At 56.0% G+C, this 20,983-nt stretch carries 18 protein-coding genes and 1 pseudogene; 3 read left to right on the forward strand and 16 right to left on the reverse strand.

Translation table 11 applies throughout. The features are described 5' to 3' along the window. Positions 1–169 precede the first annotated feature (169 nt). From AC3WOY_RS29240 to AC3WOY_RS29305, 14 genes and pseudogenes are all read right to left on the reverse strand, one after another. Complete coding sequence (locus tag AC3WOY_RS29240; RefSeq protein WP_492430089.1) at positions 170–1,615, reverse strand: glyceraldehyde-3-phosphate dehydrogenase; 1,446 nt, start codon at positions 1,613–1,615, stop codon at positions 170–172. A gap of 760 nt (positions 1,616–2,375) precedes the next feature. After that, on the reverse strand, positions 2,376–3,278 hold the full coding sequence (locus AC3WOY_RS29245) for an 8-oxoguanine DNA glycosylase OGG fold protein (protein WP_492430091.1): 903 nt from the start codon (positions 3,276–3,278) through the stop codon (positions 2,376–2,378). Between the two features lie 697 nt (positions 3,279–3,975). Next, on the reverse strand, positions 3,976–5,055 hold the full coding sequence (locus tag AC3WOY_RS29250; protein WP_492430093.1) for a TolB family protein: 1,080 nt from the start codon (positions 5,053–5,055) through the stop codon (positions 3,976–3,978). 550 nt (positions 5,056–5,605) lie between these two features. Next, positions 5,606–6,391 carry a hypothetical protein gene (locus AC3WOY_RS29255; protein ID WP_492430095.1) on the reverse strand — a complete coding sequence of 262 codons (786 nt, stop codon included), beginning with the start codon at positions 6,389–6,391 and terminating at the stop codon, positions 5,606–5,608. A 23-nt stretch (positions 6,392–6,414) separates the two neighbouring features. Next, positions 6,415–6,930: a hypothetical protein gene (locus tag AC3WOY_RS29260; protein WP_492430097.1), complete on the reverse strand. Its 516-nt coding sequence runs from the start codon at positions 6,928–6,930 to the stop codon at positions 6,415–6,417. Between the two features lie 467 nt (positions 6,931–7,397). Beyond that, positions 7,398–8,126 carry a DUF5677 domain-containing protein gene (locus tag AC3WOY_RS29265; protein ID WP_492430099.1) on the reverse strand — a complete coding sequence of 243 codons (729 nt, stop codon included), beginning with the start codon at positions 8,124–8,126 and terminating at the stop codon, positions 7,398–7,400. A gap of 57 nt (positions 8,127–8,183) precedes the next feature. Next, complete coding sequence (locus AC3WOY_RS29270; RefSeq protein WP_492430101.1) at positions 8,184–8,480, reverse strand: hypothetical protein; 297 nt, start codon at positions 8,478–8,480, stop codon at positions 8,184–8,186. Positions 8,481–8,506: 26 nt separating this feature from the next. Then, complete coding sequence (locus tag AC3WOY_RS29275) at positions 8,507–9,361, reverse strand: DUF2971 domain-containing protein (RefSeq protein WP_492430103.1); 855 nt, start codon at positions 9,359–9,361, stop codon at positions 8,507–8,509. After that, complete coding sequence (locus AC3WOY_RS29280) at positions 9,354–9,767, reverse strand: hypothetical protein (RefSeq protein WP_492430105.1); 414 nt, start codon at positions 9,765–9,767, stop codon at positions 9,354–9,356. Before AC3WOY_RS29280 ends, AC3WOY_RS29275 begins: the two co-directional genes overlap by 8 nt. A gap of 462 nt (positions 9,768–10,229) precedes the next feature. Beyond that, complete coding sequence (locus tag AC3WOY_RS29285; RefSeq protein WP_492430107.1) at positions 10,230–10,397, reverse strand: hypothetical protein; 168 nt, start codon at positions 10,395–10,397, stop codon at positions 10,230–10,232. A 252-nt stretch (positions 10,398–10,649) separates the two neighbouring features. Next, a pseudogene (tnpC, locus tag AC3WOY_RS29290) lies at positions 10,650–12,221 on the reverse strand (IS66 family transposase). 49 nt (positions 12,222–12,270) lie between these two features. Beyond that, complete coding sequence (tnpB, locus tag AC3WOY_RS29295) at positions 12,271–12,618, reverse strand: IS66 family insertion sequence element accessory protein TnpB (RefSeq protein WP_492430109.1); 348 nt, start codon at positions 12,616–12,618, stop codon at positions 12,271–12,273. Further along, entirely contained in the window at positions 12,615–13,022 is a 408-nt protein-coding gene (gene tnpA / locus AC3WOY_RS29300) for an IS66-like element accessory protein TnpA (protein WP_492430111.1), read from the reverse strand. The genes tnpB and tnpA overlap by 4 nt, the downstream gene beginning before the upstream one ends. A gap of 79 nt (positions 13,023–13,101) precedes the next feature. Further along, positions 13,102–13,758: a DNA-binding protein gene (locus AC3WOY_RS29305; RefSeq protein ID WP_492430113.1), complete on the reverse strand. Its 657-nt coding sequence runs from the start codon at positions 13,756–13,758 to the stop codon at positions 13,102–13,104. 1,380 nt (positions 13,759–15,138) lie between these two features. Between AC3WOY_RS29305 and AC3WOY_RS29310 the strand changes: the two genes are divergently transcribed. The 3 genes from AC3WOY_RS29310 (at position 15,139) to AC3WOY_RS29320 (ending at position 16,850) form a co-directional block, all read left to right on the forward strand. Beyond that, positions 15,139–15,591 carry a carboxymuconolactone decarboxylase family protein gene (locus AC3WOY_RS29310; protein ID WP_492430115.1) on the forward strand — a complete coding sequence of 151 codons (453 nt, stop codon included), beginning with the start codon at positions 15,139–15,141 and terminating at the stop codon, positions 15,589–15,591. A gap of 27 nt (positions 15,592–15,618) precedes the next feature. Then, positions 15,619–16,065: a cupin domain-containing protein gene (locus AC3WOY_RS29315; RefSeq protein WP_492430117.1), complete on the forward strand. Its 447-nt coding sequence runs from the start codon at positions 15,619–15,621 to the stop codon at positions 16,063–16,065. A 137-nt stretch (positions 16,066–16,202) separates the two neighbouring features. Continuing rightward, the gene (locus AC3WOY_RS29320) at positions 16,203–16,850 is read left to right on the forward strand and encodes an HD domain-containing protein (protein ID WP_492430119.1); all 648 of its coding nucleotides are present in this window, start codon (positions 16,203–16,205) and stop codon (positions 16,848–16,850) included. 114 nt (positions 16,851–16,964) lie between these two features. On the opposite strand, the gene AC3WOY_RS29325 is transcribed toward AC3WOY_RS29320, so the two are convergent. Together AC3WOY_RS29325 and AC3WOY_RS29330 are read right to left on the reverse strand one after the other, a co-directional pair. After that, complete coding sequence (locus AC3WOY_RS29325) at positions 16,965–19,022, reverse strand: putative bifunctional diguanylate cyclase/phosphodiesterase (RefSeq protein WP_492430121.1); 2,058 nt, start codon at positions 19,020–19,022, stop codon at positions 16,965–16,967. 510 nt (positions 19,023–19,532) lie between these two features. Then, positions 19,533–20,255, reverse strand: coding sequence for an SDR family oxidoreductase (locus tag AC3WOY_RS29330; protein WP_492430123.1), 723 nt, complete (start codon positions 20,253–20,255; stop codon positions 19,533–19,535). Positions 20,256–20,983: the final 728 nt, after the last annotated feature.

Consider the following 20,983-nt stretch of genomic DNA (forward strand, 5'->3'; position numbering starts at 1 on the left):
GGCCTAGCCATCAATCCGTGGAGTCTTTCACGACCTCAAGGTCGTAATATGCATTCCCTTTTGTCAAGCATTGTAGGGTGATTCTGTCTCATCTGGCTATGTTGTCTGCCGTACATAAAAGGGCTGCTGTGCGCAAGCACAGCAGCCCCTTGATCGGGTACAGGTTAAATTAAGCTGGGAAAGAAGCGAACTGAATTCCTGCCATCTGTTGAGCAAGGCGCACCACTTGACAGCTGTAGCCGAACTCGTTGTCGTACCACACATACAGCACGATGTTGCGTCCGTTGGCGATGGTGGCCGGCGCGTCCACCACGCCGGCGTGGCGCGAACCCACTAGGTCGCTGGAGACGATTTCGGTGGAGGAGCTGTAGTCGATCTGTTCCTGGAACTCAGGGCTCAGCGCGCAATCACGCAGGTAGGTATTGAGCGCTTCCTTGGTAGTTTCAGCGCCCAGCGTCAGGTTCAGGATGGCCATGCTCACGTTGGGCGTGGGCACGCGGATGGCATTTCCGGTGAGCTTACCTGCCAGTTCCGGCAGTGCCTTGGCAACGGCTTTGGCCGCACCTGTTTCGGTAATCACCATGTTGAGCGGCGCGCTGCGTCCGCGGCGCTCGGCCTTGTGGTAGTTGTCGATCAGGTTCTGGTCGTTGGTGAAGGAGTGCACGGTTTCCACGTGGCCATGCTCAATGCCAAACTTGTCGCTGATGGCCTTAAGTACCGGCACGATGGCGTTGGTGGTGCAGCTGGCGGCGGTGACGATCTTGTCTTCGTCTTTCAGATCGCCGCTGTTGATGCCGTACACGATGTTCTTGAGCGAGCCCTTGCCCGGTGCTGTGAGCAGAACGCGGGACACGCCCGGACTCTGCAGGTGAAGTGACAGGCCGGCCTCATCGCGCCAGGAGCCAGTGTTGTCGATCACGATGGCGTTGTTGATGCCGTGGGCTGTGTAGTCGATCTTGTCCGGGCCTTCGCCGTTGATCACCTTGATGAACACACCGTTGGCGATGATGCCGCTGTTCTCGTTGTCCACCACGATGGAGCCGTTGAAGGGGCCGTGCACCGAGTCACGGCGCAGCAGCGCAGCACGCTTCTCGAGGTCATTGCCCTTGCCCTTGCGTACCACAATGGCTCGCAGGCGCATCTTGTTGCCCTTGCCGGTGCGCTCGATCAGCAGGCGCGCTAGCAGGCGGCCGATGCGGCCGAAACCGTACAGGACGATGTCGCGTGGTTCCTTGATCAGGGGCTCGGGGTGGCCCACGATTGGAGCCAGCTCGTCACGCAGAAAATCAGTGGCAGAAATTCCTTCTCCCTTGGCGCGCCATTTGTTGGTGAGGCGCCCCAGGTCAATTTTTGCCGGGGCCAGTTGCAGGCCTTCCATAGCCACGACCAGGTCAAAGCTGTGCTGAATGGATAGCTCTTCACCCGTGTACTGACGCGCAAAACGGTGCGTCTTGAGGATGTCAACGGTGGTCACGTTATTAATGGCCCGTCCGTAAATACGCATCAGGATGCCGTTGTTTCGATACAACCTGCCGATCATCGGCAGCATCTGTTCGGCCAACTCCATACGCTGGATATAGTCCTGTAACAGTTGATCTTCCTTTTCGTTGCTCATGCTTTCCCCACATTCATTGATATATAAGCCAACCCTAAAACCGAAAATATTTTCTGGTTGAGGACTTACTGGGAGCTTACCCCTCGAAAACATACTCCATCGTTTATAGGTAAAAATCAGTTTTATGAGGGAGAAATGCGTGAATCGAAACGACGGGCACGTGACACACCGGAATACAAGCTGGAGGCTGTCAGGCTGGTCAACTGGCTGGAATGCATTGGATTCTGCCTTTGAGTCGATGGGTGAGACTGAATCGGAGCACGGTCTGCGGTCTGGGGTGAGGTCTTGCCTTTTGCATGCGGCGAACTGAGCGCCGTCAAAAGGCAAGACCTCACCCCAAGGCGGGTGCATGTCCATCGTCTCCGGTGAGCCGGTCGAGGCCGATCAGTGGTTCCGCGAATCGCTGTTCTTCGTGCCGATGGCCAAACTCGTCGCCACCACCAAGCAGCCCTTCAGGAGGTCGGTCTGACGAGAGGGTGACCGGCTGCTTTTGGCCGAACCCGGCAGAAATGATCGTTAAGTACGCCGGCAGCTTTCAGCCAGGCTCCGGACCTTCTACTCGACAATAGGATCTGCACCACGCGACCCAAACCGGAAGTACGATGCAGCCGTCCGAACGTCCGCAATCAACCGAATCAGCTGCCAGTTTATTGTTCATTTCAGCATGCGAGAGTCGGTACGGCGCCTTTTTGCACCATTCCGACATAGAGTGCATGATGAATTCATCGAGGGGCTAAAGCCTTGGGATCAGCGCAACAAGCTATGCGCAGGCATGGTTGCCGAGAGTGCTCTGAAACGACATCGCTGTGACTTCGGCGCACCGTGCCCGGCTCGATGCGGGGCGCTTCGCCGCGTCTTCGAGCCGCTTCTTGTGGGTGCCTGGGGAGGTCCAGTCCAGAGCGTCGAGGAACAGACGCCAGGCCGACTGCGGCGCGGAGAAAGCCCAGCGCTCAGCCTCGGCACCGTCCGGCAGCCCCAGCTTCTCGGCCAGCGCCTCCAGTTCGCGGCAGAAGAAGTCGTAGTCAAGCCCGTTCACGGAATCCCGGATGCCTTGGCCCTTGCCGAAGGACAGCCGGATGCCGTTGCCCTCGATTAGCTCGAAGACCAGCTCTCCGCCGGCGCCAGTGCGCCAGTTCTGCGCGCGCAGCGCCAGGATCGACTTGGCGAGCCACTGGTCCAGGATGTAGGCGCCCTTGCAGCCGAAGAAGTACATGATCTTGGTGAAGAACGACGGCCCGATGCCGCGCAGCAAGCCCTGGCGACGCAGCTTGCGAAAACGCTCGTAGGCGTCGGCCCGGGTGAGCTTGGGCAGTTCGGCCAGCAGCGGCAGCAGATTCGGCATGGATTTGGTCAGCCGCCAGTTGTTCTCCTCGCCGGGCCCCATGTTGGCGCCGCCGTATGCCATGGCCGCGTAAACGCGCAGATCGGGTTCGATGGCATCGTCATGACAGGTCGTCCATGTCTCGCTGCGGCTGAGTTTGCGGAGCAGCTCGGGATGCGCCGCGCAACGGTCGGCCAGTTCGTGGTTCCCCCAGGACCGGGCCCACGCTTCGGTGCTGTACCCCCGCCACGCGCGGGGATCATCCTGCGAGACCAGCGTGTCGAGGGTGGGCTGGTGCCAGTGGTTGGCCGGGATACCGGCGTCAGAATGCAAATAAGCCATCGTGAATCTCCTAGGTTGGGAAGAAATCGATGGCTTCATTTGCGGGCGCTACCGCGTCAGATGGCCATCGGTAAAGACTCTCTGCGGTGCTGACGGTCAATCAGCACTGCAGAAAATCCGTACCGAGGCACTATCTAGCCGGGGTACTCAGGTGGTCCTGGGTCGTCCAAGTTGGCGTGAACCTTTTGCGATCAAGGTCACCCCGGCGTGAATGGACTGGGTGAACAGTGTCTGGGCTTGCTCACCTCGGTAGCGGAAGTCTATCGAAACGCCTGGCAAACAGTCAATAGCCTGCCTGGTAGAATTCAGGCGTCCTCATCTGCGGTGCAGGGTGAGCGTCCAGCTTGTTGCCTCTCCTTGGATACTGGCGTTTCTTCGCGACTCGGAAACGTGCGAAGCGAGGTTGGACGGAGCCGAAAGGCTTGGCCGATGCCGGGGGCGAAGCAATCTCTGTCCTTTCGGCGCTGAATAGGCGGCTGCTCCTCCAGTTACTTCGGACAATGTCTGCTTTGGAGCGTCATTAATCGTGCCTCACTGGCAGCTCATGGCCGGACTGAGCCGGCGTGGCGCACCTTAGGGTTGACTGCTTTAGGCTGTATTTCAGACGGTCACGAGTGCGCTGCAAACTGCTCCACCCGACCCTTAGCGGAAATTGAACGCTCCTGGAAGCGGACCTTTAAGGCAACAAATCAAATCACTACTGACTTTGTTGCCAATTCAGGGCAATAAGCTGTTGATTGCCATTCGCAGTCAACGGCGTGATGATCCAGAGGGTTTTCTTACCTGGTGATGTATTTCTGAATTGATTGGCTTCCTGGCGTATTAACGCAACACGATCTCCATTGTTGGAAAAGGCGCTATCCAGAATCAGGCCAGCACCGTTCAAGAGCATGAAAACTGTTTTTTTGGTCGCTTCTATGTCACTGAGTTTGGAATACCGAAGCGTCCCCAGCGAGCCGGCCGAATAAATCACCGAGTGTCCATCCACAGAGACGTCAAAGATCGCCGACCAGTGATATCGATCGTCCTTCGGCACGAAGAAATATGAGAGCTTCTTGTCGTCACGCGCGTTCATGAAAATCATATGAGCGCGTTGCACACCGATTGACGGCCACGCCGAATAAAGAAATCGATCTCCGTCAGGCAGATACTTTGGCGATGAAAAGATCCTTTCAAACACGCTGTCAGGCAGCAGCCGCTTTTCTTCCATCGTGTCGAGATCGAGTTCCCAAAGCATATAGCGTGGAAGGAACATGCCGCGACTTGCCAGCTGCCAGATCACCATCCGGTAATAAATCAGCCGTTTGCCGTCCGGGGAAAACGATGGCCGCAAACGCGCAATGACGCCGGGATCACGATTCGGATCGGTGCCCTTGAACTGCGACTCCAAGGGCAATTCGCGTGGATTGCCGCCATCCGCATCAAGGATTGTAAGTCTGGCATCGATGTAGTTGCAGTAGGCTGGTTTGCATTCATGACTAGAGACGATCAAATGCTTCCCATCGGGAGAGAATGACGGGCGCTGGTAGGTGCGCTTGGAATCCTGTCCCGGCAACAAGCTCCAGGTCCTGGACTGCAGGTCGTAGAGCATTAACTGGCAGTACTCCGGATGAGCTTCCTGACAGGCATTGACGAGCAGCTGTTGATCATCTGGCGTAAAGCGGACCTGCAATGGAAACCAGCCGTTATCCGGTATCCCAGATGCCTGTGCTTGTGCCACCTGGCTAAAAAGGAAGAAGCAAAGCGACAGCAGGACGACACTCGTTATTTTTTTCATCGCTTTTTCCGGTGGTTGGAATGCTACTCATCCTTGGTGATGGCTGGCCAATCTGCGCAAAAGACGCGCAGCCAAAATGCTGCCACCGAAGAGTTGGCAAAGCAATATCAGTTAGATGAGTTTGTCGAACGGCAGCTATTGGCCGGTTGTGTCTGCCGCATGACCTAGCGGCACCGGCGGCTATGAGCCAGCGTCCAACCTGTCCTTCCTGCGGCGAACGCGAGCAGGCGACCCTGAGCAGCCATTTGATATGCCAGAGAGCGGACCTTCAACGTTTTAAATCAGCGCAAACCGCAACAATCGGTGAACTTAACGAAGGTGCATTATGGCTATGCCATTAGCCATAGATAAACCACCCATCCAGCGATGAGAGCTGCAAACGTCCAATACACCTTCTTTGCCCGCGGGCCCATTCGTCGCCATGTTTCGTCATCCGGACCACAAGGTGCCACCATGTTGCGCCTTCCTAAAGTTTTCTAACGTGCCTGAGTTGAGGGGGCGCCTAAAAGCGGGCAAAGCACATTGGAAGGCGTCCTTCTCGAACGAATAGTTAGCCGTCGCTTTTGTTCGCGTGGGCTTTGAGGGCTGCTGCTTCAGCTCTTGTGCGCTCAATTTCTTCTCGGCGAAAATTTTCTGCCCTGAGGCGCTCAAATGCTTCAGGATTGCGCTCACAGTGATAGTGGTGATGCTTCATCTTTAGCTCTTCGGCTTCTTTTTCACGCTCCCTCGCTGACTTAGGAATATGCCCAGTGAGGCGAAGAGCTTGGGTTATCGCTTTCAAGAACGCGTACCCGAGGACCAGGAGTCCCAGCAGATCACTCCACCACTCGACTACAGCTACGACAAGCGGTACGACGACGGCCCATACAAATACCAGCCACCACTGCATCTTACGGGTCGCAACATACTTGGCAAAGTCGGTTTGGATTTCGCGCCCTGTCGTGTACGGGACATCGGCGAATAATTCCTTGAGCAACTCTCGGTTGAGGGCTACGTCCGGTAGTGCATCGTTTCCGACCAGCTCCCAGCGAAGGATGGGGGTGGATTCCGGTGAACTCAACCAAGTCATCAGGTGGTTAATAGGACGGACGCCTTCCAGCGAGAATACGGACCCATCGTCTGAAAAGGCGGTTGCCATTAACGGCACCGGGTAGCGACTAAGCCAACTCTGTGCCTCTGTTTCCATCGCTGTTGCCACCATCGCGGGCGGGTGCGGCTCGACAACGGAAAGCTGCAATATCGAAAAAGGGTATTTAGCCATCGGTGGCGAGTACTCGACAAAGTACCAACCCCGGTCTTCTTTGATTGATCCGAAGCGAATGGCGTCAGGGGCCATTGGGTCTGAGTGACAGCTAATGACTATATTGACCGACGACGATCGGCGTCCGCGTCGAATTCGATGTTAGGCATTCGACTTTTCCTTGTTGCGAGCGCTAATGCGAGTGTAATTCCACCGAGTAAACCATGGCCAATGATTGGTACGAAGCATCCTTCGCAACCTTTCCTATCTCCGCCTTCAAACGCAAGTAGCTGAAGGACATCGAAAGTCGTCATAATCGCCGCGCCAAAAACGCAAGCCAGCATAATGTGTTTGCTCTGAGTGATCAATACAGCAGCAACTGGGCCGAAAAACAACAAAATAAACGGTGCTTGAAGCAGTGCTACAAGCGGGGTACGAAGGTCAGGCAATAAATACCAGATCAACTCGCTTCGCCTTTGACTTAGGAACTCGGCATATGTTGGGACAATGCCGCTTCCCATTGGAGCCAAGTTGACTTCCACCTTGTATTCGGCGTTTATCTCCGCAAAGGAAAGCAATACCCAGCCAGCAAGGCATAACATCAACGATCCGATAAAGCAGTATTTCTTTTGCACGGAGACCTAACTTTAATTAGGGTGAAAAAATTTCTGCCTATCCCGGCTTCGTGTCCGCCCATCCTGGCGCAACACATCGACTAGAACCCTTGTCGCAGCTGGCCTCCAGCAATCCGCTGTGGACTCACACAATACTAAATAACCGGGAAAAGCAGACAGCTTCTATGGATGCTGCCATGAGAATGTTGACAAAGCAATATGTGCCAGGGGAGCTTGTCGAACGGCGGCTTGCGGGAAGTATGCGACAGCCTTCTTAGTCTGCTATTGGCCGTTCTCGCTGGTTGGCTGCATCCGTATTGCCGGCTGCTTTGCGCCAGGATCCTGACGCCCGTGGCGGGGCTGGGACTCGTCGAGAACGACCCTTGCCGGCCGGTCAGCCTTGCCGAAAGCGGCCATTCGCGGTGCGAGTCAACGCCGCTTTGCCGTTGCAAGTCGGGTGCGCACAGCGCACGAACTTGATGCGCTCGTTAGTTCGCATAGCCACCACGCAAAGCTACCAGCTGTTCGTAGAGGGCTTCGACTTCAGCTATTCGCTTAGATGCGAAGCCTTTGTGAGTTGCGATTGACGCCTCCACTAGTAGGCCTGCAACGCTATCAAGCGTAGCCAAGAATGATTCAATCGGCTCGTCTTTGTAGAGCACGAGATCAAAGTCGCTGCTCGTCTCTTCAAAATGCCTCGATACCAGGGCCCGCATGTTGCTGTGTGCATCGCAGCTCAGGAAGTTATACATGGATCGATACTCCTCGACCATGCCAGCGCGCTCGAAGCGCTCGAAGATGTTGAGCGGACGCTTACCTTTCTTCTGCAAGTTATTCAGAGCACGTTCGTCATTGGCGATGATTTCGTCGAGGTTTAGCTGTTTGAATGACGCCAGATATGAATTGCCCTTCTTGGCCTCCGTAAGCACATCCAGCCACTGCTTTGTATGGCTGGCATACATGTGCTCCACATACGAAGGATCCTTGTTGAGATTTCTTAACTCCACTGCGGCTTCCAGAAGTGAGCGGAACGCAGACGGAACTGCGACACGAGCGCGATTCTCGATAAGACAGATGATCGCCCCTGTGAACTCGATTAGTGTGCTGTACATGGCGACGCGAGCGAAGTCGAACTGGTTTCGCTTGTCGAACACGAGGTCCGTCGACCACGCGAGGAGTTGGTCGTGCAGATGCTTGACGAATTCATAAAGCTTCATGTGACTTAACGCAGCGTTGACCTGCGCACTCGTGTGTCGGTGTCGAATGAGTTAGAGCTAATCGTCGGCAGCATCCGGCATTCCTTCTGAAAAATGGTCATCTTTGAGCCATGCCGCATCCGCAAGCGCATCGATTTTTTCGACGTCCTTTAACTTCTTGGCCGCTATCAAACAAACCGGCAAAGACACGCCTCCAATAATCCAACAGATGAGTGACATTTCCCTGTTAAGTGGCAGCACCAATCCAGTCAGAGAAAGGACAAGCAGGCTTCCACTGATTCGGAAAGTGAGTTCAGTAGGCTGGGATGCAATCCCAGCAGGATCAAATTCGATTAATGATAGCTGGGATTGCATCCCAGCCTACCGAGCTAAGCAATATGTCATACATCAACGCCGAGACTAAGACGAGGATGTCCGGGAACATGGAGTGCATATTTATCCTTAAGTGGCTCAGCCTTATAGAGAGATAAGCCCGGATTTTTGCTCCTTTTGACTTCATTGCATATAGACATTAGGGTTTCGAAATTGGCATCCGAGATACGCATTCCAGCCACAACGGAACACAATATGTCATCTCGCCGATATGGGAATATTCCAGGAGGCCGATCCTCGGAAATTACCCTTTCTTCCTCTTCGTATTGCCAAAGATCGCTTTTCGTGAGAAGAATCTTACTAACCAAGTCTTCTGTATCAAACTGCGATACGACGATTTTAGGTCTATCTGTCAGGTACACTACAGGGAAAGGAAGAAGTCGGTCGGTTATATGGATAATGTCGTCACTTCGACCCATTGTCGGTATGCGGAATTCCAAAACAAACCCTTGATGATATGCGGCGTAGTGGGACCACATTAGTATGTTCAGGGGATTTCTGCTCAGGCTCACAACGCCAACGCGCTGCAGTCGATCTTTGGCGAACGTCCCGTCGTTTATGCGATTGCGTAGGCGAGAAACGAATTCTTCTTTCCTTTGAATCCGCTGCGCGGGGCTCAGGCCTCGACGGTTTCCCGCTGCCCTAAATAGATCGGAGCGTATCTTGTGGATATTGCTTAGATTTGTCGTGTCGTAGTAGGGAAGACAATCGAATGGGTCGTTGAAATCGAGTGGACAGGTAAACTTTATGGTGCCCTCAGATATCGTCTTAAGGGAGCCTTCCGTAAAGGGAAGGTATTTGTACCGATAGATGATATGCGCCTCGTCAAACTTGAGTGTCATGTTCGGTTCGCCGCTAATCATTGGGGCCTAGCTTGTATCCGAGAGACTTCTTTATAGCGCGCATGACCTTTGCCGCTTGATCGTAGTCCGTTGTATTGGAATACCCAATCAAATGCGAAGCCGCGAGTTCTGGTGCAAGACCGCGAAGATACAACCAGCGCATGTACCAGCATGGGAACTCGGTAATACACGCGGCAAGTTCCGCAGAGTGCCGACGGTTCGCAAGAATTCGGTCCTCATACAGCTTTTGCATTCGGTCATTCAGGCCTTCGGCATTAACAACCTGCGCATAGAAGATAAAGTCGGCAAAGACTTTCATCCGCAACTCGCGGAACTGGAGTATCGGCCTCATCCAAAACGTGGTCACCAAGTAGCCAACTGCGCCTCCAAATATGCCGACCAGAACAGCAAGAAGTTTGTCGTCCATGTTCGCCCTCATTGGACCAAAGAATGTAACTAAATTCTCCTTGTAGTGTATGGCTAAAAATTGATTTTTTGCAACAAGACTGCTTTTATAGCAGGTTCGAACGACCTCATCGGATTTCATCGCACATCGGCAGCTTTTGGCCGATAACTGCCTTCCGGAAAGGCTTCATCAGCGTCTGCACGTAATCCGAAAGCCGCCGTTTGCCGGTGGGTACTACGGCGATTGCTGCGCCAAAGTGGTTGTCAACGTGGTGTGGTGTAGCTGATGTTGTCGAAATCATTCTGGTCGACTCAGCCCCCCCGCTCACTTCGCCGGAATCGGTGCGGATGCGGAAGACTAACGGTCCTGGGGATTACAAGGCGCTGCTACACCATTCGAAGCGGGTTGTCTCAGCTCAGTCGCAAAACGTCGCTAGCTCTACTTGCTGGTGCCGATGAGGGAGCGAAACTTCCGCCCTACTGATTACGGATTAGTTGTCCCCTTGGCCTGACTTTTTTTTCGCGGCATACGCATCTGCTTTTCGGCGCGCAATAGCTCTTCAATCTTAAGCTGTGCACGTTCAATTTGAATCCGTAGTTCGCCCGCTTCGTTTTCCGTACGAACAAGCATTGACTGTTTCTCTTCCAGCATACTTCGCAAAGTCTTTAGGTCTACCAGCACCAAGTCTCTATTTGCGATGACCGCCTTCAGATTCCCCTCGAGCTCCCCTGCCTTTTGCCGATAGTTGCCAAGTTGTTCCTGCAGAACTGCCAGTTCGGCGCGATGGCGCTCTGCCGCTTGCTCAAGGCTCTCTCGCAGGCCATTAACGTAAGCCCTCGGTCGATCACGTATTGAATTTGTCGACGCGAAGTGGTACGGTGAGCGGTGGTGTTGCCGGCCAGGTCAGGCGAGTTGAGCGGGTGCGAGCGCGACGGAGACGTTCCAGGGCAGCAGGTCGTCGATCCGGTTGATTGGGTGGTCGGCGATGTGCGTGAGCACGTGCCGCAGGTAGACCAACGGGTCCAGGCCGCTCATTTTGGCAGAACCAATGAGGCTGTACATCGCCGCAGCGCGTTCGCCACCGGCGTCCGATCCGCAATGCAGCCAATTTTTTCTTCCGACGGCCACACCGCGCAGCGCCTGCTCGGCGATATTGTTATCGATTTCAATGCGGCCGTCGTCGACGTAGCGCGTCAATGCCTGCCAGCGCTCGAGCATGTAGTGAATCGCCTTGGCGGTGTCCGACTTCGCGGAGAACTTCGCCAATATGCTTTGCAGCCATCGATGCATTGATTCGAGCAGTGGCCCGGCACGCGACTGCCTTGCCATACGTCGGATGTCCGGCGGCTGGCCACGCACTTCCCGTTCGATGACGTAGAGTGCAGCGATCCGGTCGAGCGCCTCGGTGGAGGTCGGTGAGGCATGCTCGACATGGATGTCATGCCAATGACGGCGCGCATGTGCCATGCAGGCCGCCTCAATCACTTTCCCAGTTTGATACAGCGGCGCATAGCCGGCAAATGCATCGGCCTGCAGGATACCGGTGAAGTGCTTCAGGTGTCGCTGCGGATGTTCACCCTTGCGGTTGGGAGAGTAGTCAAACCAGACCGCCGGTGCGGCCGCGTCTCCCGCTGGCCGGTTATCACGCACGTACACCCACAGCCGGCCAGTCTGGGTCGTGCCCTTGCCAGGCGACAGCACCGGCACCGGAATGTCGTCGCCATGCAGCTTGTACGAAGCAAACACATAGCGGCGCAGTGCATCGACCAGGGGCGCGAGCAGGCGGGACGCGCCGCCCACCGTATCCGACATGGTCGCGCTTTCTAGCTCGACGCCATCGTTGGCATACATTTGCGCCTGCCGGTACAACGGAAGGTGGTAGGCGTATTTCGCCACCAGCAGTTGCGCGATCAAACCCGGCGCAAACAAGCCACGCTCGATGGGGCGCGACGGCGCAGCGGCCTGCACAATGTGGCTGCAGCCGGTGCAGCTGTACTTCGGACGGACATGGCGAATTACCTTGAAGTGCCCGGGCACATAGTCCAGCATTTCCGACACATCTTCACCGAGGTAATTGAGCTTGCCCTGGCAGGGCGGGCAGCACTGCTACTGCGGTGTATGCGTGTGGGTCTCGCGTTCTAGGTGCGAAGGCAAGGGACGCCGTGCTGGTTTGTTCTTCTCCGGGGCCTGCGTGTCGCTGGCAGCGACCGCTTCTTGCGCCGCGCGATCGGCTTGCAGCTCTTCGAGTTTGAGTTCCATCTGCTCGATCTGGCGATCCAGCTTCTCGGAGGAGCGGCCAAACTGCATGCGACGCAGTTTGGCAATGATGTGCGTGAGCCGCTCGATTTCAGTATCGCGTGTATGCAGTTTCTCTTTGAGCGCCTGAACCGTTTGACGCTCAGCCAGCAACAGCGAGCGCAACGCATCAATGTCGAGCGTGGCTATATCTTCGGGCAGCTGTTGTTGAATTGGCATGTGAGCAGTATGCCTAAACCGCGCGATGTTTACAACTCTTGCGCAGGCGTTACACCGCCATCAGTGGCTGCCATGTGCGCTGTGGGCGCCGCCAGTCAATTCCTTCCAGCAGCATGGATAACTGCGCCGGCGTCAACGACACCGTGCCGTCAGGCGCTTGCGGCCAGACGAACCGGCCGCGCTCGAGGCGCTTGATGAACAGGCACAAGCCATCGCCGTCGAACCACAGCACCTTGACCATGTCACCGCGCCGCCCGCGGAAGATAAACAATTGGCCGCTGAACGGGTCTTGTTCGAGCGCGGTTTGCACCAGCGCCGACAAACCATTCATTCCCTTGCGCATGTTGGTCACGCCGGCCGCAATCCAGATGCGTGTGCCCGCCGGTAGGCTGATCATGCGCGCAATGCCGCCAGCACGGCGCGCAGGCGTATCACATCAACCTCGCCCTCGACGCGCACAACTGCACCAGCGATCTTGATCTCGATTGCGCTTGGCGTCGGTGGCGTAGCTGGAGCATTGCCAAATCGTGTTGCCGGACTCGGCAATTCGACCAGCGGCGCTTCGGTGTGCGGCACGACGTTGACCGGCACAAGCGTCGGAGGCGTGTCCAGCGGCGCGCTGAGCGAGCCATCCCGATATTGCCGGCGCCATCGGAACAGCATGTTGGTGTTGAGCCCGTGCTCGAGCGCCAGTTTGGAAACTGATACGCCAGGCTCGCAAGCACGTGCGGCCAGCTTGGCCTTGAACTCGATTGGAAATCGGGGCCGCCTTCCTGACCCGTTCGACGCTTGTCGCTCCACTATTGTCACCACCATCATTTCAGTGGGGACTAATGTCGCTTCCCGACGCTAATTCGTCCAGACGGTACTCGCCGAGCTATTACCCATTAACTTCCTTATGCAACTTACTCGCGGCGGTTCGCTCACGATCAATCTCCATCAGTGCGCGTGCTTCTGAGGCGCGGAAACGTTCTTCCGCGAGATTTGCAGCCGACCGTAGTCTTTCGAGTTCGAGTCCGAAATCTCGCCTCGCGTCGTCCAGCTTCTGCAACAACCCGCTATTTTCACCGCGCGCATGTTGCAGCTGCGCCTCCAGCGCCGCTATCGTCGCCTCACGTGCGGCGACTGCCTGTTCCAGCTCCCCAACCCGCGCATGTGCCTGCTCCAGCGTCTGGCTGATCAGTGCTTGGGATGCCCTTGCGGCGTCCCGATCCGCTTCCGCAGTTGCCTGTGCCTGCCTGGCTTCCGCCACCCGTGCCTGTGCTTCGCTGCGCAGTGTCGCCAGTCCTTCCTGCGCGGCGCCCTGCGCCGCTGACCACAGTGACGCGACGAGCTCGCCGGCAGCGGTCTTCAGCGACTCGGGCAGATCCGGATGCTCGATGCGCACGCGGCTCTTGTCGCGCAAGTCTTCCCAAAACCGGTTGAGCGCCTCCGCCGGCGCGCTCATGCTGCCCTTGCGCACCAGCTGGTACAGCTTGTTGGTGGTCGGGGTGATGCCGTAGCGGAAGAACAGCAGCGCGCACACTTCGCGGTACACGTCCTGAGTGTGCGGGAAGCAGCTGCGCAGCTGGTCGATATCGGCGAGCAGCTGGCTTTCATTGAATTCGGGTGTTTTCGTGGGCGCGGAAACGGCAAATGAGCATTGATAATATTACGTAATACCTCGATTATCTAACTCCTCGCCCGTAAAATATGACATTAGCGCTATAATGTCATATTTCGGCCGGCGGACTCTTTACACTGCATGAACGATGTGCCGGTCGCCTGCCGAAAGTGACGAGTGAAGTTGTGTTTGCTCATCGCCGCACGCTTCGCGAGTGATTCAATGTTGTGTGTCTGCTCAAGGTCCGCCATCACCCATTCGCGGATGCCCGAAAGCCGACCGGCACTCTTGGTCAAGGGCAGCGGCTCTCAATGAATTGCGCCTGCCCGCCTTGCCAATATGGTGAGATCAATAGCCTGTTCGCCCAGCGATTGGCGCGTTCTGCGCCGGACAGTCGGCGTAGCAGGTGCAGGCAGCAATCGAGTCGAGCCGCGACACCAGCGGAAGTAACAATATTTCCCTCGTCAACATACAGCACGTCCGGATTCACTCTAACTTTCGGATGGCGTTCTGCTAACGTATCAACGCGCTGCTAATGGGTTGTCGCTGTTCTATCATCTAACAGGCCGGCTTGGGCCAGCGGAAATGTGCCCGGACACTACCCCACTACAGTTGCACTGCGGCGGTGCGACCAGCGTAACGCCTCGATCAATTCGGGCGATGCCTCACGACAGTCCTCGTGCAAGACGGCATGATTAGAAACTCGGCCGATTCAACCTCTCAAAGGCCGAAATCCGTAGTGATGGAAAAGCCAGAGGTGGTCAGCTAAGAACCGGCGTCAGCCGCGCAGACGACTACATCGAACGCTGCTATCGCAGCATCGAGTTGATTGCCCCCAAAAATCAGGTACGGCACGGACAGGGAGTAATGCCGTCGAAGGCGAAGACGGCGACCTTCGTGCGTCGGGCAATTGGCGCCATCTTTCGTATGGCCCAATTATATCGAATGTCGTCCGTCCGGACGCTACCCGTGCACTCGTAGCGCGCGCAAAATCCTATGCAACTCGTAGCGAAAAACGGGAATGTGAGAAGGGCCGCGGCTGTGATCTTGCGCCGCTCGGCTTGCAAGACTTATACGCCGGCATTTGAATGGTAGTTAGCGGGCGTATTGCTGTCTTCCCCACGGTTAGCCCTACCCAGTTGGCTTCTGCACCTGCTGGGCACTCCGTAAGCATCGCGATTTTCCTGACGCTGCACAGCCCTATCGGAAGTGTCGCTATGGCTCATACAAATCCGCCATTTATGGCAACGTTTTTTTAACCACTGCCGGACGCACGATGCTCCGTGCGCCGGCTCCTTGATTAGGAGATACAAAATGACGCAACGCATGGATCACAACGCCGCGACCCCCGATGGCATGAAGGCACTCGGTAACGTTTACGGCCACATTCTGCAAAGCGGGTTGCCGAAAACACTGGTCGATCTCGTTTACCTTCGCGTGTCGCAGATCAATGGCTGTGCATACTGTATTGACATGCACTCACGCGACTTGCTGAAAGCGGGTGTGTCTGTCGATAAGCTAGTACTTGTTCCGGCGTGGCGAGAAGGCGGCGCCTTATTTGATGCCGCAGAACGTTCTGCCCTTGCCTGGGCTGAGACGGTGACCCGAGTAGCCGAGACCGGCGTTCCGGATGCCGAGTACGAAGCTGCCGCCGCTATGTTCTCCGAGAAGCAGCTTGCTGATCTGACGATCGCGATCGGCCTTATGAACGTATATAACCGAATGGCGATTAGCTTCCGTGCGACACCGGCTGCGGTCAATCAATAATTGATCCATTGACAAGGAAACCGTCTGATGACCCACGCAATTTTGGGCGTTTGTATTGCCGCGCTTGCTGCTGTGTCCATCCACGCCGGCGCTCATGAGTTGGACCAAGGTACCGGCTATAGTGAGGGCAAGCATCCAGAGACGATTACGCCGGTGTTCAACCATGCGCTGCCGAACGCGCCTGGTAAGGCGTTGATCGCCGTAGAAGTGCTTTTCCCGCCTGGCGCGAATTCCCCCGCCCACACCCATCCCAAGTCGGCGTTTGTTTTCGGCTATGTACTCGCCGGGGAGATCGTCAGCGCGGTTGATGGCGAGAAGCCGCGTGTTTACCGCGCTGGCGAAAGCTGGTACGAGTCGCCGGGCGCACATCATCTGGTGACGCGTAATCCAAGCACGGAAAAGCCAGCCAAGCTCCTTGCCATCTTTGTCGCCGACCCAGGCGAAAAGCAACTGGTTCTCCCTGTGCCGAAATAGCAATTGCCGCAGCATGCCGCCCCCCCCCCCGCGAAGCAATCGGCCTTTTCTAAACTATCGTGAGCTTCGTCGGGGTTCTTGCGCCGGACGCCTGGAAATCAGACATTGCCCTATCAACAGGACAGAACAAGACTGACATGATGAAAAACTTCGACATCTTCGGTGTGAAAATTCCGGATAGCACCATTGCTCGCGAAATTACCCAGCTGATCCGCGACACCGAGAGCGATATGCTCTTCCATCACTCCGTACGGGTTTATTTGTGGGGCGCGCTGACTGGGAAACGGCACGGCCTAAAGTTCGATTCCGAGTTGCTCTATGCCGCTGCCATGTTCCACGATATCGGCATTACGAAACGCTTCCACGACAGTCATTTGCGCTTCGAGGTGGATGGCGCGAACGCTGCACGCGATTATCTGAAAGGATATGGCATCTCCGAAGGTGACATCGAGAAGGTATGGCTTGCGATCGCGCTACACACAACGCCGGGCATTCCGGAACACATGCATCCTGAAGTATTCCTCGTACAGGAGGGTGCCGGCATGGACATGGCTGGCCGCAACTACCACCACTTCACGCAAGAAGAACGTACAGCAGTGGTCACAGCGTATCCTCGCGGTCGCGAATTTGGGGATGAGGTGATCGAAACGTTCTACGAGGGCCTGAAGCACCGGCCCGAAACCACGTTCGGCACCTTCAACGATGACTTTCTCGCATTTAAGGATCCTCACTTCCAGCGCGGAAATCTCTGCAGCATCCTCCTAGGCTCACATTGGGAGCGCTGAAGCGTCCCTGACCATAGTGAGTGTCCAACCTCCAATCAAGGCCGTACGTCCACTGCCCTGCGGCGTCGCTGGAAAAAGACAAAGACGTTGCCTTTCGGCACCTGCTAAGCCGTTTCAGTGGCCGCGGTACAGTGAAACTTCGGGCAGCCTGAAGGGCGCGCTTGCGAGCCAGCGGCGAAGTTCGGTTGCGGGAAATGGTCTCGCAATGAGAAAACCCTGCGCTTCATCGCAGTCCATAGCCACGAGGGCCTCCCAAATGGCTCGGTCGGCAGTACCCTCGGCGACGACGGTCATGCCCAGTTCGTGCGCCAGCTGGATTGTAGAGCGCACAATCGCCGCAACCCGCCGGTCGTGCACCATCTTCATCGTGAATTCATGGTCGATCTTGATGACGTTCACCGGCATACGGGTTAGGTAGCTGAGGGACGAGTACCCAGTGCCAAAATCGTCAATGTACAAGCGAAATCCTATACGGCTGAGCCGACTGAGCTCTGCAATGCTCACGTTCGGATTCCGCATGATCGAGCTTTCAGTGACTTCGAGTCCGATGGCATCTGGTGCAAGACCATGCGTGGAGAGCAGGGCTTCGAGCTTGCCTGCAAGGTCCAATGCCGCAAGGTCGCGCGTCGATAGATTCACTGCGAGCGGCAATGTTATGCCTTCTCCACCCCAAGCGTGAAATTGCTCCGCGGCAGCAGTCAGCATGTATTGGGTCAGGACATGAATCAGGTCCGTCGACTCGATCAAGGGAACGAAGAGGTCTGGCCCAATCGTACCTAGCTTTGGATGTTCCCAGCGGACCAGCGCTTCGGCACCCACCACGGTCCCAGTCCGCATGTCTACCTTCGGCTGGCAATAGAGTTGGATGTGGCGCTGTTCGACGGCATGCCGGAAATCGCCGATAAGCGCCAGGCGCTCCGGGGTGTGCGGGTCCATCGCTTTATCATAGACGGCGAGACTTTGTCCGTTCAGTCGCGCTTGGTGTAAAGCAATGTCGGCGCGTCGCAGTAGCGTCGCGTAGCTGTCGCCGTGATCTGGATGGAGGGCGATGCCAACATGCGCGCCGATTTCATAACCAATGCCCGCAATCCTAAACGGCAGCTCCAGTGCTCGCTGAATTGCGTGGGCCCGCTCTCGCGCCTCATTGCCACTTGCCGCACGTAGCATAATCGGAAAGCGGGAGCCGACGCGCGCTGCACAATCGCCGTCGCGCAACTGCGCCTGAATTCGTTCTGCCACCAGCTTTAGCAAGACATCTCCCTGGGAATGGCCAAGCGCAAAATTGACGTCCCGAAACTGCACGAGATTGACGATCATGAGCGCAAGGCGACCGCTGGCGGCTTGTGCCTGCTTTAGCGCATCGCTAAATACGAGGTCAAACAAGTTGCGATTGGGCAGCGGCGTGATCGTGTCGTAGTAGGCGAGGCGCCGGATCGACTCCTCCGCGCGCACACGCTCGGTTTCGTCCTGAAGCAGACCAACCAACATCGACGGAAGCCCGGCGGCATCATGACGAACCTCGACAATTGAGTGGACATGGCGCATTTCTCCAGACGGACGGACGACGCGGTAACGGACGTCATAATGTCCTCCGGGCTCATCAAGCGCCGCCCGCCGTACCTCCAGAATCCGTTCCCGGTCCCCAGGGTGAACCCGCTCCAGCAGATGTGCGGTGTCGATCTGCATCCGCGTACTATTGTCGAAACCGAAGACGCGAAGCGCTTCCGGCGATAAGGAAACGAAAGGATCTGTCGCAGGGGTCCAGTACCAGGTTCCAATACCGGCCAGCGCCTGAACGCGATGCAAATCGCTCTCCATCTGCTCGCGCTCCACGTCGTCACCGGCCACCAGGGTAGGCACTAAAGTAAGAATGACCTCAAAGTCATCTCTATTTCCCGCTGGATATGTTAGGACCGGAACAGTAAAACCGTTGCAGCAGTACAGCGTGTGCCTTTCTACCGATTGGAAGTCCACAGGGGTATCGACCAATTCCAGCAGCGTAAGAGCACTCAGTGTCTCTGGCGGGTGACCTGAGACCTCTCGCATCGCTAAGTTAACGTCGAGAATACTGAGCGTTTGCCGATCGCAAATGACGATCGGCAAACGGCTTTTTTCGAACAGAGCGCGATAGCGTGCATGGCGCTCTTCTTGTGGACTGCGAGCTTGCTCCAACTGCCTCACCTTTGAAATGGCCTCGCTTCTAACTCCAGTATAAGCAGACGCGCATCACGTCGAAAGGGACTGGATGTCAAAGTGCCACGTTCAAAAAGGTCCAATTCTGCGGGAACAATGCAGTGCCACTTATCGTTCCGAAACAACCGCGAGGATGTTCCCTCGTTTATCCGGCCACATTTCCCACAAAATTCCCGCTCCAGCCGCCGTGCGCAGAGATCACAATTGACTACGAACATCCTTCACTTGCTGCAGATCGACTTTTTGCATAGAGCGTGCAACGCCTCATGAAGCGTCCTATCACTGGGAAAATATGACCGTCCCAGTAATTGCACGCTGCGCACGCTAAGGAATTAGAACTATACAAGCTGAAGATATATGATGCGTTACAGGGATTTAATAACGCTGCCCTTCTAGTCAAAACGGCACATCCTGCGCTTAGCCAGATGTTGGGTATGAGTCAAGACGTGCCATCCCCGCGCTTTCAGACATTGTCGTGCCGGAAAACCGTTAAATTGGCGCCCGTCCAACGGATGCGCCGCCATCGACAAAAAGGGTCTGCCCGGTAATAAAGCTCGCATCGTCTGAAAGCAGGAAGGCGATTGCTGCGGCCAGTTCCTCAGGCTTCCCGAACCGATGCATTGGAATCATAGAAAGGTAGCGCCGCTCTCCTTCGCTGCCATAGGGATTATTGGCACGGAACATTTCGGTCTCGGTTGGCCCAGGGGCAACTGCATTTACGGTGATTCCGGTGCGTGCCAGTTCGAGCGCCCACGTGCGCGTGAAGCTTACCATCGCGCTCTTGGCAGCAGCATATCCGGTGCGATCGGTGACCCCGAGGATCGTAAGCGACGACAAGTTGACAATACGTCCCCAGCCACGCGACTGCATTCCGGGCAGGATTGCCTGTACCGCCTGCACTGCATTGACCAGGTTGTCCAGTAAGAGATGACTCATCTCATCCACATCAATTTGGCCAATGCGGGCGAGGCGGATGAAGCCGGCGTTGTTGACAACACCATCGATCGAGTGCTCGGCGGCGAGGCGAGCAAGCGTCTCGGCAGTAGCTTTTCGGTCGCTAAGGTCTAGCGACACCAGCGTTCCAGGAAACGTTGGATCATCGGCGCGCCGAGCGATGCCAATGACGCGATGGCCATCCCTGGCAAGGCGTTCGGATAAGGCGCGGCCGATACCTTTGCTAGCGCCGGTCACAAGAAAAGTACGAAGTGTCATAACGAGGAAATTTCAGAATATTGGTATGCGCTGCAGGCCGCAAGTCTTTACGGCGTAACGATTCGTTGGACCCGATCTGATTCGGGGTGCAGCTCGGTTTAAACTTTACAATTGCCGAGTCGATGCGTTGTACGACACATCATCCTTTGGCACTAATTCGCTCTGCGGGGAGAATTCCCTTTTCTGAATGTAGTCGCGCAATTCCTTGTGCGATTCCACGCAATGGGCAGGCGTTTCCCATACCGACCATTCTTCTTGTTTATCGCATTTCCGAATAGTTGCGCGTAGGACGAGGAACGTTATAAACAAGCCATGTCAGTAGCAGTACTATTGCCGTTTTGCGCGACGGTCGTTCTTGTTGCGATCCCATCAGGGAGCCACCTTTGTGCTTAATGCTGGTGTTAGTAAAGTGCACTGTTCGCCCGTGTCGGACGAGGCGCAATTGGCTTCATATAGCTTCGCGCCTTGTTTCAGTATCCCTTCAGTGTCGGCTGAGGCGACTACCCCTCCTGCTGAATGCGGTGCGGCGGTTCTGGGCAGCGGCTTAGGGTATGTACACATCGAATTCAGGTCATGGTCGGTCAGGTACTGGAGGCTGCCGCTAACTACTTCCGACATCGGCCCAAATGCGGCACCGCGATTCGAAACCCCGTTTTTCATCAGGACGGCTATATCTGATGGTCTCCACTCACCCAAGCCGGTTCCCTTGTCCGAGGTGAGCGCCGACG

This window comes from Noviherbaspirillum sp. FW303-A3, from assembly GCF_058788695.1.